Origin of the sequence: Cryomorpha ignava (assembly GCF_010686655.1) — a bacterium.
Lineage (GTDB): Bacteria > Bacteroidota > Bacteroidia > Flavobacteriales_D > Cryomorphaceae > Cryomorpha > Cryomorpha ignava.
In genome coordinates this window covers 1-15,160 of sequence record NZ_JAAGVY010000029.1, presented here as the reverse complement: position 1 = coordinate 15,160, position 15,160 = coordinate 1, and the positions used below count along the sequence as shown (strand labels likewise).

Sequence of the window (15,160 nt, the reverse complement as noted above, 5' to 3'; positions counted from 1 at the left end):
TCCCCCTTTTTTATGTCTTATGAAATCTATTTTTCGCATTTCACTTATCATTCTTGTTGGCCTTTGTTGTATAAAGTGCGATAAAGACGATGATCCTACACCACCTGTGGTGCCATCCGCTGATACCACCACCTACAGCATTCAACTCGAGGCCGCTCTTATAGATGGCGTAAACTTTTTCTCTTCAGGCAGAATCAAAGATATTGACCGCTCTTTACCGGGAGTGCTCACTTTTAACCGACCTATAGACCCCACAAACCTAACCAACCAAACCATTCGCGTAGCAGCACCCGGTATATCCGGAAATTTGAGTTGGGAATTGAGCGACAGTAATCGCACTGTAACCATCTTCGCTCCCACTATACTGGCGCATATTCAAAAATACAAGCTCATCCTTAGCAACAACATTAAAGGTGCTGAAGGCGAATCCTTCCCGGGATATGAGCGTGAGTTTTACACCGAAGTAGATTCCACTCCAAAGTTTCCACTAATAGACGATGAAGCTTTGATGACTCTTGTTCAGGAGCAAACATTTCGCTACTTCTGGGATTTTGGTCATCCGGTAAGTGGTCTCGCCCGCGAGCGTAATTCGTCTGGAAACACCGTCACAATTGGTGGTTCGGGGTTTGGCGTAATGTCTATTCTTGTCGGAATTGAACGCAATTTTATTTCCCGAACAGATGGAGTAGACCGCCTTAACACTATTGTCGATTTTCTTACCACCGCCGATCGCTTTCACGGCGCCTGGCCGCATTGGATGAATGGCAACACTGGCTCTACCATTCCTTTTAGCGCCAACGACAATGGCGCCGATCTGGTAGAAACAGCTTTTATGATTCAGGGCCTCTTAACCGTTCGTGAATACCTCGATGCGGGAAACCCGAATGAAGCTGACCTGATCGCAAAGATCAATATCCTTTGGGAAGAAGTAGAGTGGGATTGGTTTACTCAAGGTCAAAATGTGCTCTATTGGCACTGGAGCCCTAATTTGGGTTTCATTATGAACATGAAAATTCGTGGCTATAACGAAGGGTTGATCGTATATCTTCTCGCTGCATCTTCACCCACACACCCCATCTCGGCAGAAGTATATCACCAGGGCTGGGCACAAAATGGTGCAATGCAAAACGGTAACACTTATCTCGGCACCATTCTTCCTCTAGGTCCTTCTTACGGAGGCCCACTATTCTTTGCTCATTACAGCTTCCTCGGTTTTAATCCCTCAAACCTAAGCGATCAATATGCCAACTATTGGACACAGAATGTGAACCACACCATGATAAACCGCCAGTTCTGTATCAATAATCCCAACAATTACGTGGGTTATAGTCCGGGCAGTTGGGGTTTAACGGCCAGCGACAACGAAGCGGGGTACTCTGCGCACTCACCTACGAACGACCGCGGAGTGATTACTCCAACCGCTGCACTATCGAGTATGCCATATACACCCGAGGAATCAATGGATGCAATTCGGTATTTTTACTTCACCATCGGCGATAAGCTTTGGGGCGAATACGGTTTTTACGATGCTTACAATTTCACAGCCGGCTGGGTGGCGGGAAGCTATCTGGCTATCGATCAGGGGCCCATCATTGTAATGATAGAAAATCACCGCACCGGTTTGCTTTGGAATTATTTTATGCAGGCACCTGAAGTTGAAGTGGGAATGGATGAGCTTGGATTCTCAAATTAGTGTCTGGATTCTAAAGTCCAATATCTTCGTTATGTTTGATTTTAAATCAGTCATTTACAAATGTAAACTCCTTGATTTATAAATCTTCACAAGCCTCGATCTTGAACTTTAGAATCCAGCCAGTTACCTCAACTATGCGAATCGGAGATGCTGACGACGAGATGGAGTGTGTATGCGCCGCATTAAGTGGCGGCTATCGAGCGGCGGCCATCGAGCGAAGCCGAGATGAGCCGAGATGAGCCGAGATGAGTCGAAATGTAACGTAAGCGTCAGTAGTCCGCCATAATGCCTTCGACCATGCGTACCGCGTGGTCTAAAATCTTGATCTTCGATCGACGTTGCACGTGTTTAAGCCTTATGATCCAAACACTCGATAATATTGACGAGTTTTGACAATATTAAATAGACCACATTACAAATAAAATCGAATTATGAATAAATACCTTTTTCTGATAGTTGCAATGATGGTCGCACTCAGTTCTTGTACGCCTCCGGAAACCGCGATTACAGATGCAACACCGATTGAGAAAAATGTGGCAGTCCTTTCTGATGACTCCCTATTGACCCTTGTACAAAAACAAACATTTGAATATTTCTATACAGGTGCAGAGCCTAATTCAGCTTTGGCTCGCGAGCGCATTCATATAGATGGCGTTTATCCTCAAAATGACCAACACATTGTTACCACCGGAGGCAGCGGCTTCGGAATGATGGCTTTGCTGGTGGGTATTGAGCGCAACTTCATTTCCCGAAAGGAGGCTCTGGAACGCTTTGAGAAAATGGCAGATTTTCTAGAGAACGCCGATCGATACCACGGCGCCTGGCCACATTGGCTCGAAGGGCAAACGGGAAAAACCAAGCCCTTCAGTAAAAAAGACGATGGTGGCGATCTGGTCGAAACCGCATTTCTCGCGCAAGGCATGATTGCCGTGCGCGAATATTTTAAGAATGGAAACGATGCCGAAGTGGCATTGGCCGACAGAATGGATAAAATGTGGCGAGATATTGATTTTCAATGGTATACGAATGGTGAAAATGTACTGTATTGGCATTGGAGTCCGAATTTTGGTTGGGAAATGAACTTCCCGGTGGGCGGTTACAACGAGTGTCTTATTATGTACGTTTTAGGAGCTTCTTCACCAACATATGCCATTTCTAAAGAGGTCTATGATCAGGGCTGGGCGCGAAACGGCGACATAAAATCTGATCAGGAATATTATGGGCTGCCCCTGGTTCTCAATCATTATGAATCAAACGATGACCCTGTTGGCCCTTTGTTTTGGGCACACTACTCCTATCTCGGCTTAAATCCCAAAGGATTAAAAGATGCTTATGGCGACTATTGGCAACTCAATGTAAGCCACGCGCTCAGCCAATATCGGTACTGCGTGGACAATCCTGAAAAGTATGCCGGCTATGGCTCCGATTGCTGGGGGCTTACTTCTAGCTACAGCATGCGCGGCTACGCTGGCCACCATCCCGGCCGCGATTTAGGAGTCATCACTCCTACAGCTGCAATATCGTCAATGCCTTATACTCCCGAGGAGAGTATGGCCTTTCTACGCTTCATGTACGCGCCGGAGCGCGATAGCTTGATAGGAGTCTATGGCCCATATGACGCTTTTAGCCAAGAAAACAAGTGGTATGTACAGCGGTATTTAGCTATTGATCAGGGACCTATGCCGGTCATGATCGAAAACTACCGCACGGGCTTCATCTGGAAATTATTTATGCAAGCACCCGAAGTTCAGAAGGGATTAGCTAAATTAGGCTTCTCATATGAATAAAATATTCCTTGGAGTTATGAATAAATTGTTACTTGGAGTACTCGGCTTCACACTTACCTCTCTTTTCGCTCAGGCGCAAACTTACAATTCCGGTAGTTTCTCCTATCACGGAGACCCACTGCCCTACCGATATTTGAAGCCGGTGATTGATGAAAATCAAAAACTTCCGCTGGTCATTTTTCTACACGGAGCAGGTGAGCGAGGAAGCGACAATGAAATGCAATTGATCCATGGCAGCAAATTGTTTTCTGACAGTCTTTCAGAATACCCTGCATTGGTCATTTTTCCGCAATGCGATAAGGAATCGTATTGGCCAAATGTTAATATCATACAGACCGAAACCGGAATAAATTTTCAGTTTGAGGCTGATCTTTTACCCGATTCGCCTCTTCAGTTGGTTGATTTAATGATAGATTCGCTTATTCAATCCGGTATAGTTGACACGAACCGCATTTATGTCGGCGGCCTCTCTATGGGGGGCATGGGCGCTTACGCTCTGGTGGCGGCCAATCCAGACTTATTCGCAGCAGCATTCGCGATATGTGGCGGCGGCAATACCGAAGTGGCAAGCCGGTACTCCCGAAAGACACCCTTTTGGATCTTCCATGGCGCCCTCGATGACATAGTACCAGTGGAATACGCAAATGTCATGAACGCGGCTCTCACCGATGCGGGCGGCAATCCGATTCTAACAATTTACCCAAAAGCCAATCACAATAGTTGGGATTCAGCTTTCGCTGAGCCCGAATTGCTAAAATGGCTTTTTGCTCACAATAAATCGACTACAAAACAATGATCAAATCGCTTTGTATGGCCAGTTCATTACTGGTATTTTCGGGTATAGCTTTCGCTCAAAAAGCTAAAACTCCTAAACCGATCACTCAAAGTGAAACGGAATTCATAGATGGCCTCATGGCTAGAATGACCATCGAAGAAAAAATTGGTCAGCTAACCCTCTACACCAGCGGTTGGGATGTAACAGGGCCTTCACTCAATCCCACTTCCACAGAAGAACTTCGCGAAGGACGTGTAGGAGGACTTTTCAATGCACATGGTGTGGCTTACGTGCGCGGTTTGCAAGACATTGCGGTGAAGGAAACACGACTTGGAATTCCATTGCTCTTTGGATATGATGTGATTCACGGACACCAAACGATTTTTCCCACTCCACTAGGCGAGGCATCCTCCTGGGATTTGGATTTGATACAAGAGTCGGCGCGCCTTTCGGCAATAGAAGCTGCAGCATCAGGACTCAACTGGACTTTCAACCCGATGGTTGATATAGCCCGCGATCCGCGCTGGGGGCGGGTGATGGAAGGCTCGGGCGAAGATACTTATCTGGGAAGTAAAATAGGAGTTGCGAAAGTTATAGGCTATCAGGGAGATAATCTCGCTGATCCGCTCACACTTCTGGCATGTGTCAAGCATTTCGCAGCTTACGGAGCTCCTCTTGCAGGACGTGATTACGGTACCGTAGATATGAGTGAGCGCACTTTGCGCGAATATTATTTGCCACCTTACAAAGCAGCTATAGATGCTGGTGCTGCCACTGTTATGACTTCTTTTAACGAAGTAGATGGCGTTCCGGCAACTGGAAGCTCATGGTTGCTCACCGACATTCTAAGAAATGAGTGGGGATTTAAAGGTTTTGTTGTGACTGACTATACAGCCATCAATGAGATTTTGGCTTTCGGGGTAGTTCCTGATCTCAAAGCAGCAGGTGAATTGGCGCTGAAGTCAGGTGTGGATATGGACATGGAAGGAAGCGTATTTAATCGCTTCACAAAACAGTCTTTGGAAGAAGGAAAAGTAACGGAAGCTGAAATCGATCAGGCTGTACGCCGGATTTTGGAAGCTAAATGGAAAGCCGGACTCTTCGCCAATCCCTATCTCTACCTTGATGAGAAACGGGAGAAAATGCACGTTCGCTCACAAGTAATGAAGGATCATGCGCTCAATGCCGGCAAGCGATCTATCGTACTATTGAAAAACGAAGCTGTGAACGATATTCCGCTGCTACCGATTTCAAAGTCTGTAAAAACAATAGCGGTGATAGGCCCGGTGGGTGATAATCAACTCGATGTGATGGGCTCCTGGCATGCCTCCGGAATAGAAGCCGATGTAGTAACCGTGCTTGCCGGAATCAGAAAAGCTGTTCCCAATGCACTGGTGACCTACACTCAAGGTTGTGGTTTTGAAGGCGACGATACAAGCGGGTTTGCAGCAGCTCGCACCGCAGCCTCAAAAGCAGATATCGTTATTATGGCTCTGGGAGAAAATTACGTTCAAAGTGGTGAGGCTGCGAGCCGTACCGACATTCGTCTACCTGGTCAACAAGAAGCACTTGTATCAGCGATAATGGCAACAGGCAAGCCGGTTATAGCCCTGATCGCTGCCGGTCGCCCTCTTGATTTAAGCGCGCTGGACGAACAAGTTCCGGCTATCGTAAATACCTGGCAATTGGGCACCATGCACGGCGTTGCTGTTGCTGATGTACTCTTCGGTGATTACAATCCATCCGCGAAAATTACAATGACCTTTCCAAGAAATGTAGGACAGATACCCCTTTTTTACAATACTAAAAACGTAGGCAGACCAATAGATTTAGATCAAAAATACACCTCCAAGTATATTGATGCGCCAAACACACCACTCTACCCATTTGGCTACGGACTTAGCTATACTACATTCGCTTACAGCGACTTGACGGTTTCGCAACCAGCCATGGCGATGGCCGATACGATTTCTGTAAGTGTAACAGTAACCAATACCGGTAAAATGGCAGGCGAAGAAGTCGTGCAACTCTATGTGAAGGATATGGTGGGCAGCGTTACACGACCTGTTCGCGAGCTTAAAGGTTTTGATAAGATTATGCTGGCGCCTGGAGAGTCAAAGACAGTTACCTTCCGCCTTTCGGCAAATGATTTGGCATTCTATAATCAAAATATGGATTTTAAGGCAGAGCCTGGTGAGTTTGAAGTGTTTATTGGGGGTGATTCTAATGCTTCGCTTAGTGGTGGTTTTGAATTGAAATAGTGGAGGAATGGATACACGAACAGAATTCATTTCACAAACTATTAAATAGATGCCAAATAAGTATGCGACTTTGGTAATCAATGCTCTCGCACACCCCCAGCCCCTAAAGGGGAGCTACCAGCGCACATATTTGTTTCAGAAAGTTACTCTTTATAAAAGACTCCACTTTTACGTAATATTTTTTAGGATTGATTTGTGTGGCTCTTCTTTTGAGCATTTACTTTTCAGGCTATTACGTGTTTAGAATGGAAACTGGATTATTGCAAGATTTTCTTAATTTCCAGTTCAACTTTTTCAAAATGATTTAATACTTGATCATTTGAAAATCTAATTTCCTTAATGCCAATTTGGTTGATAAAACTCGTCCTTTCTAAGTCTTTTGCTACCTGTTCATTGTCTATGTGGTAGCCGCCATCAACTTCTATGGATAACCTCTTTTCGTGGCAATAAAAGTCTAGGATATAGATGTGTACTGGATGCTGCCTACGAAACTTAAGTCCGAGCGGACGTTTCCGTAAAAGCTCCCATACCACCTTTTCTGGTTCAGTCATATTTTCTCGGAGTTTTCTTGCATTATCGAATATCTGGCTTTTTGCACCATAATGCATCCCAGAGATGTCCAATGGGTTCGGTTTTGATAACTTTTTTCATTTGAGAGTGAAATTGACAGCAAGACTAAAATAAGCATATTAAATCAATAGTTGATAATCAAAGCTAAATCACTATTTACACAAGATAGCACCATTAATAAATATGAAATCTGATTGAACGTCGAGAGTTTTTTACGGATTTTGACTAGCGAAGTCAGGCTCGTGCGGTAGCTCTCCCCTTAAGGGGCGGGGGTGAGCGTGGGCCTTATGTTACGATGTGAATTCTATTTGTGAAAAAATTAAGAAACCAAGGTAAATCCGTATGGATAGATTCCCATTTATTTAATCTAATCCCAAATACGCTCAAGCTCTTCGAGCGATTTGTTCTTGGTCTCCGGAATCATTCGGTAAACGAAAACAATGGTAATAACGCAGAAAAACCCAAAGATGAAATAAGGCAAGGCACCGTTAAAAGCGGTTTCATTTACATTGCTCTTCACCAAAATCGGGAATACGCTGGCAACAATTCCATTGAAAAGCCATTGCGCCGCTACTGCAATCGACATGGCCATACCTCTGATTTTATTCGGGAAAATCTCAGATAACAACACCCAGGTAACCGGACCCATGGACAATGCGAATGAGGCAATAAAAACCAGAATACCCACCAGAGAAACAATACCCAGCTGACCGGTATATAAAGAAAACCCTACGGTTAAAAGTCCGAGTAACATCCCTGTTACACCCGTCATCAGCAGCGGTTTGCGTCCCCATTTATCCACAGAGTAGATTGCTACGAATGTGAAAACCAGATTGACTAAACCCAGTAATATTTGCTGTTTAAGCGCGTCCTCGGGTCCATATCCTAAGGCATTACTGAAAATTTCGGCACCGTAATAAAGAATGGCGTTAATACCCGTAACTTGCTGAAGAATAGAAAGTGCGACACCTATAAAAAGCACCTTTCTATATTTGGGTTGAAACGGAGAGGCCTTTTTTACGCTGACACCTTCTTTGAGCGATCGTTCGATCTCGCGATATTCCTGCTCTGCCACCTCATCCGAATCATTCATTTTATGCAAAATGACCTTAGCCTCTTCATTGCGGCCTTTGAGCATGAGCCAGCGTGGTGAGTTTGGTACAAATAGCAACAAAACAAAAAACAGAGAGGATGGTATCAATTCAGACCAAAACATCAATCGCCATCCCCTGTTCACATTGTAATCGTGAATGGCGGTGATCTCTTCTGGCGAGAGGTCGTATGTATTGCCCCCACCGATAAAATAAGTGGCGACAAAGACTACGAAAAAACCAATCACGATAGCAAGCTGATAATAGCTTACGAGTCGGCCGCGCAGATTTGGTGGTGCAATTTCTGCAATGTACATCGGTGCAGTCATACTTGCTATACCGAGACCTATACCACCAATAATTCTGAAAATCACCAACATATTAAGCGACTCTGGCACACCCGAACCCCATGCCGAAATAGTAAACAGAATGGCTGAAAGTAAAAGAGCATTTTTCTGACTAAACTTATTGATTAAAAACCCGCTTACGGCCGCTCCAAACAAACAGCCGAAAAGGGCACTTCCAACAGCCCACCCTTGTTGAGTTGCACTAAAACTGAAGTATTCTGTAAAATACAATTGCGAACCACCGATCACACCGGTATCATACCCAAATAAGAGTCCGCCGAGAGCAGCCACAAAGGTTATAGCAAGAATATAAAATTTCGATTTGCGCGTTCGGTCTGCGCTATTCTGCGGTACTTTCATAGTTGGTGTCATAATTACAATAAGAAGTGTGTGCCAAATATATCGAATGAATATATAGCAATGACAAATCTGGTAAATTAGTTATTGCTTGGGGCAAATGAGAATTACCGGTAACTTATCTATTGACTCAAATTTCGTAAAGATCTTATGTTTGTAGAAAAGGATCTTACTATACTCGACTTTATTTATCGCTGACAACGCAGCATCGCAGATGCAGCGTCGCGGTACGCTATATCGACTGATTCTTATCTCAGGAACCCCGGCAAAATACCGACCAAAACGTCCCCAGGCCAAAACTTTGGAGACAGCGTCAGCTCAATATCAGCGAACCATGACCGCTAAACCTCGCGACTCGAGACTAGCGACTCGCGACTATTCAATCTCACCTCAATAACCACAGATTTACTCGTAGGCGTATTGCTCTTCTTGGCCACAGATTTTATCGGCACCAGCACATTCGTTTCCGGAAAATAGGTCGCCACACATTGCTCGGGAATTGCATAAGAAATCACCAAAAACTTCCGCGCTACACGCTGCTTTCCATCGGCAAAATTGTAAAGATCCACTACATCAAGCTGTTTTAGATTTCGCTTTTCCATATCTGCCTGATTCATCAAAATTATCCTTCGCTCGTTTTCTATTCCGCGGTAGCGATCATTCATTCCGTAAATGGTGGTATTGTACTGGTCATGGCTTCTAATCGTCATCATTAAGAGTTCATTCGGTTTTAAGCGAATGGGTTCCAGCGGACAAATCGTGAAATTAGCTTTGGCAGTATCTGTGGGGAAAGTCCCTTCTCTGGATGAGTTTGGTAAATAAAAACCTCCGTATTGGCGCACCCGTGTGTTGTAATCGTCAAAACCCGGAATAGTAGCTTCTATAGCTTCGCGAATTTTATCGTAATCGTTCATATACGCATTCCAGGGAATATCAATTTTATCGCCAAGGACGGCCATTGCCATACGGCATACAAGAGCGGGTTCGCTAAGCATAGTATCACTTACAGGTTTTAAAACTCCCTGGCTTCGTTGAATAACGCCCATAGAGTTCTCACAGGTTACAAATTGCTTTTCGCCATTCTGAATATCTTCATCGCTTCTTCCAAACACCGGCAAAATCAATGCTTCTTTACCGGTTATTAAATGGCTTCGATTTAGCTTAGTGCTTACCTGCACTGTCAAGTTGCATTTTAGCAAGGCCTCTGCGGTGTATAGCGTATCGGGTGTGGCACTCAAGAAATTACCTCCCAAAGCAAAGAAAACTTTTGCATCCCCCTTGTGCATTGCTTCGATGCTATCTACCACGTCGTAACCGTCTACTCTTGGCGGTTCAAAATGAAAATTCTTAGCCAGATTATCAAGCAACCAGGGCCACGGTTTTTCGTAAATCCCCATGGTTCTATCGCCTTGCACGTTACTATGCCCGCGCACAGGACATGTGCCAGCCCCCGGTTTTCCAATACTTCCTTTTAAAAGCAAAAGGTTTACAATCTCTTTAATTGTATCTACCGAATTTTTGTGCTGCGTAAGCCCCATTGCCCAGCAAGTAATAATTTTAGATGAGTGTTTTAGCTTATCAACAAGTGTGATTATATCTGCCAATGGAATACCGCATTGATCAGAAAGTTCATTTAAATCTTGACCCAGCACATATTGTTTATAGTCTTCAAAACCATGTGTTTGATCGGAAATAAAACCATTATCTAGAATACTACCCGGCGCTTTTTCTTCTTCCAAAATCAGCAGTTTGTTGATGGCTTGAAAGAGCGGCATATCGCCATTGATTTTTACCGGAAGGTGTAAGCTGGAAATTGTAGCACTAATTCCGAGCATTCCCGAAATGGTTTGCGGATCGGCAAATCCTGTAAGTCCTGTTTCCGGCAAAGGGTTTATAGAAACAATGTACGCGCCTTTTTCGTGTGCTTTTTTCAGGGCGCTAAGCATCCGCGGGTGATTGGTGCCCGGATTTTGACCCATAATCAAGATCACCTCGGCTTCAAAAAAGTCTTCCAGCTTCACCGATCCTTTCCCTATCCCCAGCGATTCGCCAAGTGCCACACCGCTACTTTCGTGGCACATATTGCTGCAATCGGGCAAATTATTGGTGCCATAAGCTCGTACAAAAAGTTGATACAAAAATGCTGCTTCATTGCTCGTGCGCCCGCTGGTATAAAACACGGCTTCATCAGGAGACTCCAGACTATTGAGATTAGTGGCAATAAGTTTAAAAGCATCATCCCAACTTATGGTTTCATAATGCGTTCCATTTTTTGGCAGGTACATTGGCTCGGCAATTCTACCCTTTTTTCCCATTACATAATCGTCCCATTCCGCCATTTCCACAACAGAATGTTTTGCAAAAAAATCGGCGTACAAAGCTTTGGTAGTCGCTTCTTCGGCGACAGCTTTTGCACCATTTTCGCAATACTCACCCAGCGCACTTCGGTGGTCATCAGGATCGGGCCAGGCACAACCCGGACAATCAAAACCATCAACCTTATTGAGTTTTTGCAAGGCCACAAAACCGCGAGAAACATTCATTTCTTCCAGAATATGCCTTGCGGTAGAAGCTACAGCAGCAAAACCGGCAGCAGTTTTTTGAACCGGCTTTAACTTGATATCAGCTAATTTTTCTGGGTTCTCGGGGTTCGCTCGTTTTGTTTGTTTATCAGCCAAAGCATGGGTCTTTTGGAAATTCTAAATTAATGATTTTTGGTCAACAAAGGTTTTTTCAGCACGATGTACTCGGATTTTCGTACATATCAGATTGGTCTTCGTGCGTAGGGTCGAGGCATTGCAAGTCTTTTTCAATGAGCAAAAATAACGGTTCTTCGGCTCCGTTTTCCTGCCATCCTTTAATGGTTATTTCGTCGGTATCGGTTAGGGTTTGCGCTTCCGCGAATGGTACAACAACCGTGATCTTCCCGGCTTCAAAACGCGCCGCTATTTTCTGTGCGCTTTCGTCAGATCGTAAAGCGTATTCAAAAACTTCCCGTCCCGAAATTACCGTTTTGCACGCTACAAATCTTTTTGTCTTTAAGTTCGCAATATCGGTTTTTGCCAACCGCAGCCGAATGCTGTTATTTTTAATTCTAATTTTCATCCGTATTCATTTTAATTCGATCCTGTCCGCAATACACATTGCAAGATTCATTTTTTAAAAATCCAATTAAAGTTAGTCCAAACGACTGCGCCGTTTCTACCGCCAGACTGCTGGGAGCCCCTATAGCACAAACCACCTTTATTCCAGCCATAGCCGCTTTCTGAATCAGTTCAAAGCTCGCCCTTCCGCTTAGCAATAAGATATGTGCACCGAGCTGAAATGTTGATTCACTGCTTTTAATCAATTCAGCACCAATCAATTTATCGAGGGCGTTGTGGCGCCCCACGTCTTCGCGAAATGAAATCAATTCTCCATTTACATGAAATAGAGCTGCTGCGTGAATTCCTCCTGTACTCACAAAAGTTTTCTGCACTTCGTAAAGCCGGCTGGGCAATTGAGAAATTGTTTTCAAATCGAGTTGAAACTGAATGCCATCTTCCTTTATATTGCATACCTGATGAATGGCTTCGATACTCTCTTTTCCGCATACGCCACAGCTGCTTGTGGTATAAAAATTTCGTTTTACTTTATCGAGATTTGCATCAAAATTTTCATTTAATCGAATAAGAATAGCGTTTTCTCCCAGGCTAAAACTAATCGGCGATGCGAGATTTGCTATGGAAAAAATCAACCCTTCGGTAAATAAAAATCCTACTGCCAGCTCTTCGTCATTTCCGGGTGTGCGCATGGTTACAGATAGCGGGTGAACTTCTCGGTCATCGGAGTGTCCCGTTTCCAACTGAATTTCTAGTGGCTCTTCAATTGCAACTACATCCTGCACATGGCTCAATCCCGAATTCTTATTCCGGATAATGGTAATTTCCTTAATCATTGCTCAATTCATTTTTCAGCATTTCAAACTCTTCGGGGCTATTCACATTTTGCAAAAAATCGGGATTCGAAACATCAATATACGTCGTTTTGATTTGCTGAATAAATTTTGCCAGAGAATCTTTTCCTTCTGAAAAATAGCTGGTTAATTCTTTAAGTGCAACTTTTTCAAAAATGGAGATCAGCGGTTCTGGAAATGAATCGTTTCTATAACAAACCAAGTCGTTATCCGATTTTCGATTCTTGAATAATGTTAGAAGGTGCTCCATTCGCAGAAGCGGATAATCACAGGCTAAGATAAACAAGGGCCTATCGTCAACACTATCCAACACAGACATTACGCCTGTAATAGGGCCGTGATCAAAATAACGCGGCAAGTCCTCAATAAAACCCACAGTCTTCGGCAATGAATATTCAGCAACCTGATTAGCATTCAGCGATAAATACACGTTTTCGCAAAAAGGCAAAAGCATATTATAAACGTATTGCCATTGAGGCATCGAATGATAATTCAGTAGCGCTTTATCGGTTTGCATTCTGCTGCTATTCCCGCCGCAAAGTACTATGCCAACGGGTCGCTGGAAACTACTTTTCAGCAAATCTATTTCTGTGATTATCTTGGCGTTATCCAAAGAATACTTGCTGAAGAAATCTTGTAAGCAATAATCTCGAACCACCAAAATAAGCTTTTTAGCTTGGGCAATTTCTGACTTTAAAATGCGAATTAAGAGCTGATGAAAACCTTGATTTTTCTTTATTTCCAAGGGACCTATTTCATCAATGATTAGAGTATGAATATTTGGATTTTGCCAATCAGACCAAAGGTGTTCTTCGGCTCTCAAAAAATGATCGACATTAAAATTATACTTGCCAATTTGAAGTGAGGCTTCTCCTGATTCCATTTCAAGGAAATCATTAGAATCAATAAACTCAAAAAACCGTTTCCCATCTATTTTCGGCGAAAGCACGCCACCAATCCCTTTTTGGTTCAGCAACCAATTCTTTAGCGCTGTAGTTTTTCCTCTGCCAACTTTATCAGCATATATAAAAATCTCTAAGCTCATTCTTCCTCAAAGTAAAGTGATAAAGTGAGCCAGACCCAAAGAAAATTACGAATACGGGAAAATATATTCTTGTGGGAAAGTGAGAACTGATAAGCAAGCGATGCGTTTTTCTTTATTTGCGGAAGAAAATCCATGAGTTGGTCTAACCGTTGTTGATTTTCTGACTTTCTTTTCTTTACCCAAAGGTTAATCAAAAATTTAGCTACGGGATTGAAAACAAACAAAAAGAGAAGGATCACGACAATTGTACGCAGAAGTGTGTACCACACCTTATCGTCTTGTCCGGCATAGAGTAAAACGCTAAGAATAAAAATAAGGATGCTAATAAAAATCAATAGCCTTTTGTAGCGGTTTCGTTTTTTTAATGATCGCTTACTGATTTGAAAATCATCACGTTTAAGTTCACCAAGCTCTTTAGCAGTTCTATCAATATTTTGCGGAAGCTTAACTGCAAAGATACCGGCAAAAATACCTGCTATTGCGTAGAGCAAGCCATAGGCAGTGAGAATAATAACCGGAAGATCGCTTAAAAAATCACTACCGAACTTTACAGTCAGAGCATCGAAAAAAGTATAAAATGCATCCCAAAGCTGCATCCCAAAAATGATGGTGAGAGTAAACACTTTTTGAAAAGCAGATTCAAACAGGGCAATGCTTCCAAAAGCCATGGCCGAAACCTTATTCACACCAAAAACCTGATAAATCGCCGCTCCCAAAAGTCCCTGAAAGCTTACGGCTACATACGCCATTACAGGCGAGTGTGGGCTTATCATTGCTTTGAGCATCAGTACAAGAAGCATTGCTTGTACAATTGTTTTCCACTTTTGATTGCTCTTGTAGGCCAAAAATGTAACGAGTATTACAGAAATACCACCCAAGGCAATGCCACTGAAAGGAACTTTCAAGGCATGGAAAATACCGCCAAGTCCGCTTTCGCTAAAAGCCCAAAGCGCAGTTGTCTTGGGAATTAAATTAGAAGGGGTGAAATGGTATTTTAACATGCTATTTCAAAAACGGCCAAACTTTTCTGATCTGTTTTGATCAAACTGCCGAAGATATTATTTAAAAACGTGGCTTGTGCAATTCAATCAGTTTTTGGGACAATTGGGGGCATAAACCATACCTGTGGAAATCATTGTTAAATCTAATATTCTAAAGTTTCGCACATCTAAAAGTACACTAAAACATGATATTTATTCTTTTAATCTTCCTCAAGAAATTGATTTAACCGTTTGATATTTGGGATATTGTTAATGGTTGTTCCAAAATCGGTTTTGGC

The 15,160-nt window shown here is 43.3% G+C and carries 11 protein-coding genes; 4 read left to right on the top strand and 7 right to left on the bottom strand.

Going from position 1 to position 15,160, the window contains the following annotated elements:
* Window positions 1-19: 19 nt before the first annotated feature.
* The 4 genes from G3O08_RS13900 (at window position 20) to G3O08_RS13885 (ending at window position 6,516) form a co-directional block, all read left to right on the top strand.
* Window positions 20-1,693, top strand: a complete 1,674-nt coding sequence (locus tag G3O08_RS13900) for a glucoamylase family protein (protein ID WP_163285991.1) — start codon at window positions 20-22, stop codon at window positions 1,691-1,693.
* Between the two features lie 431 nt (window positions 1,694-2,124).
* Window positions 2,125-3,480 carry a glucoamylase family protein gene (locus tag G3O08_RS13895; RefSeq protein WP_163285990.1) on the top strand — a complete coding sequence of 452 codons (1,356 nt, stop codon included), beginning with the start codon at window positions 2,125-2,127 and terminating at the stop codon, window positions 3,478-3,480.
* A complete protein-coding gene (locus G3O08_RS13890) occupies window positions 3,473-4,276 on the top strand; it encodes a carboxylesterase family protein (RefSeq protein ID WP_204336884.1) in 804 nt (267 codons plus the stop codon). The genes G3O08_RS13895 and G3O08_RS13890 overlap by 8 nt, the downstream gene beginning before the upstream one ends.
* Entirely contained in the window at window positions 4,273-6,516 is a 2,244-nt protein-coding gene (locus G3O08_RS13885) for a glycoside hydrolase family 3 N-terminal domain-containing protein (RefSeq protein ID WP_262888965.1), read from the top strand. Before G3O08_RS13890 ends, G3O08_RS13885 begins: the two co-directional genes overlap by 4 nt.
* Window positions 6,517-6,773: 257 nt before the next feature.
* On the opposite strand, the gene G3O08_RS13880 is transcribed toward G3O08_RS13885, so the two are convergent.
* The 7 genes from G3O08_RS13880 to G3O08_RS13850 form a co-directional block, all read right to left on the bottom strand.
* On the bottom strand, window positions 6,774-7,139 hold the full coding sequence (locus G3O08_RS13880) for an endonuclease domain-containing protein (protein WP_204336883.1): 366 nt from the start codon (window positions 7,137-7,139) through the stop codon (window positions 6,774-6,776).
* A gap of 314 nt (window positions 7,140-7,453) precedes the next feature.
* The gene (locus G3O08_RS13875; RefSeq protein ID WP_163285987.1) at window positions 7,454-8,884 is read right to left on the bottom strand and encodes a sugar porter family MFS transporter; all 1,431 of its coding nucleotides are present in this window, start codon (window positions 8,882-8,884) and stop codon (window positions 7,454-7,456) included.
* A gap of 338 nt (window positions 8,885-9,222) precedes the next feature.
* Window positions 9,223-11,559 carry an FdhF/YdeP family oxidoreductase gene (locus G3O08_RS13870; RefSeq protein ID WP_163285986.1) on the bottom strand — a complete coding sequence of 779 codons (2,337 nt, stop codon included), beginning with the start codon at window positions 11,557-11,559 and terminating at the stop codon, window positions 9,223-9,225.
* A gap of 55 nt (window positions 11,560-11,614) precedes the next feature.
* Complete coding sequence (locus tag G3O08_RS13865; protein ID WP_163285985.1) at window positions 11,615-11,986, bottom strand: DUF7009 family protein; 372 nt, start codon at window positions 11,984-11,986, stop codon at window positions 11,615-11,617.
* Entirely contained in the window at window positions 11,976-12,818 is an 843-nt protein-coding gene (gene fdhD, locus G3O08_RS13860) for a formate dehydrogenase accessory sulfurtransferase FdhD (protein ID WP_163285984.1), read from the bottom strand. The genes G3O08_RS13865 and fdhD overlap by 11 nt, the downstream gene beginning before the upstream one ends.
* Window positions 12,811-13,881: an NTP transferase domain-containing protein gene (locus G3O08_RS13855; RefSeq protein WP_163285983.1), complete on the bottom strand. Its 1,071-nt coding sequence runs from the start codon at window positions 13,879-13,881 to the stop codon at window positions 12,811-12,813. Before G3O08_RS13855 ends, fdhD begins: the two co-directional genes overlap by 8 nt.
* Window positions 13,878-14,882, bottom strand: a complete 1,005-nt coding sequence (locus tag G3O08_RS13850; protein WP_163285982.1) for a hypothetical protein — start codon at window positions 14,880-14,882, stop codon at window positions 13,878-13,880. The genes G3O08_RS13855 and G3O08_RS13850 overlap by 4 nt, the downstream gene beginning before the upstream one ends.
* Window positions 14,883-15,160 lie beyond the last annotated feature (278 nt).

Coding starts and splice junctions, on each gene's coding strand:
- G3O08_RS13900 (WP_163285991.1), top strand. CDS start 20: ATGAAATCTATTTTTCGCATTTCACTTATCATTCTTGTTGGCCTTTGT.
- G3O08_RS13895 (WP_163285990.1), top strand. CDS start 2,125: ATGAATAAATACCTTTTTCTGATAGTTGCAATGATGGTCGCACTCAGT.
- G3O08_RS13890 (WP_204336884.1), top strand. CDS start 3,473: ATGAATAAAATATTCCTTGGAGTTATGAATAAATTGTTACTTGGAGTA.
- G3O08_RS13885 (WP_262888965.1), top strand. CDS start 4,273: ATGATCAAATCGCTTTGTATGGCCAGTTCATTACTGGTATTTTCGGGT.
- G3O08_RS13875 (WP_163285987.1), bottom strand. CDS start 8,884: ATGAAAGTACCGCAGAATAGCGCAGACCGAACGCGCAAATCGAAATTT.
- G3O08_RS13865 (WP_163285985.1), bottom strand. CDS start 11,986: ATGAAAATTAGAATTAAAAATAACAGCATTCGGCTGCGGTTGGCAAAA.
- fdhD (WP_163285984.1), bottom strand. CDS start 12,818: ATGATTAAGGAAATTACCATTATCCGGAATAAGAATTCGGGATTGAGC.
- G3O08_RS13855 (WP_163285983.1), bottom strand. CDS start 13,881: ATGAGCTTAGAGATTTTTATATATGCTGATAAAGTTGGCAGAGGAAAA.
- G3O08_RS13850 (WP_163285982.1), bottom strand. CDS start 14,882: ATGTTAAAATACCATTTCACCCCTTCTAATTTAATTCCCAAGACAACT.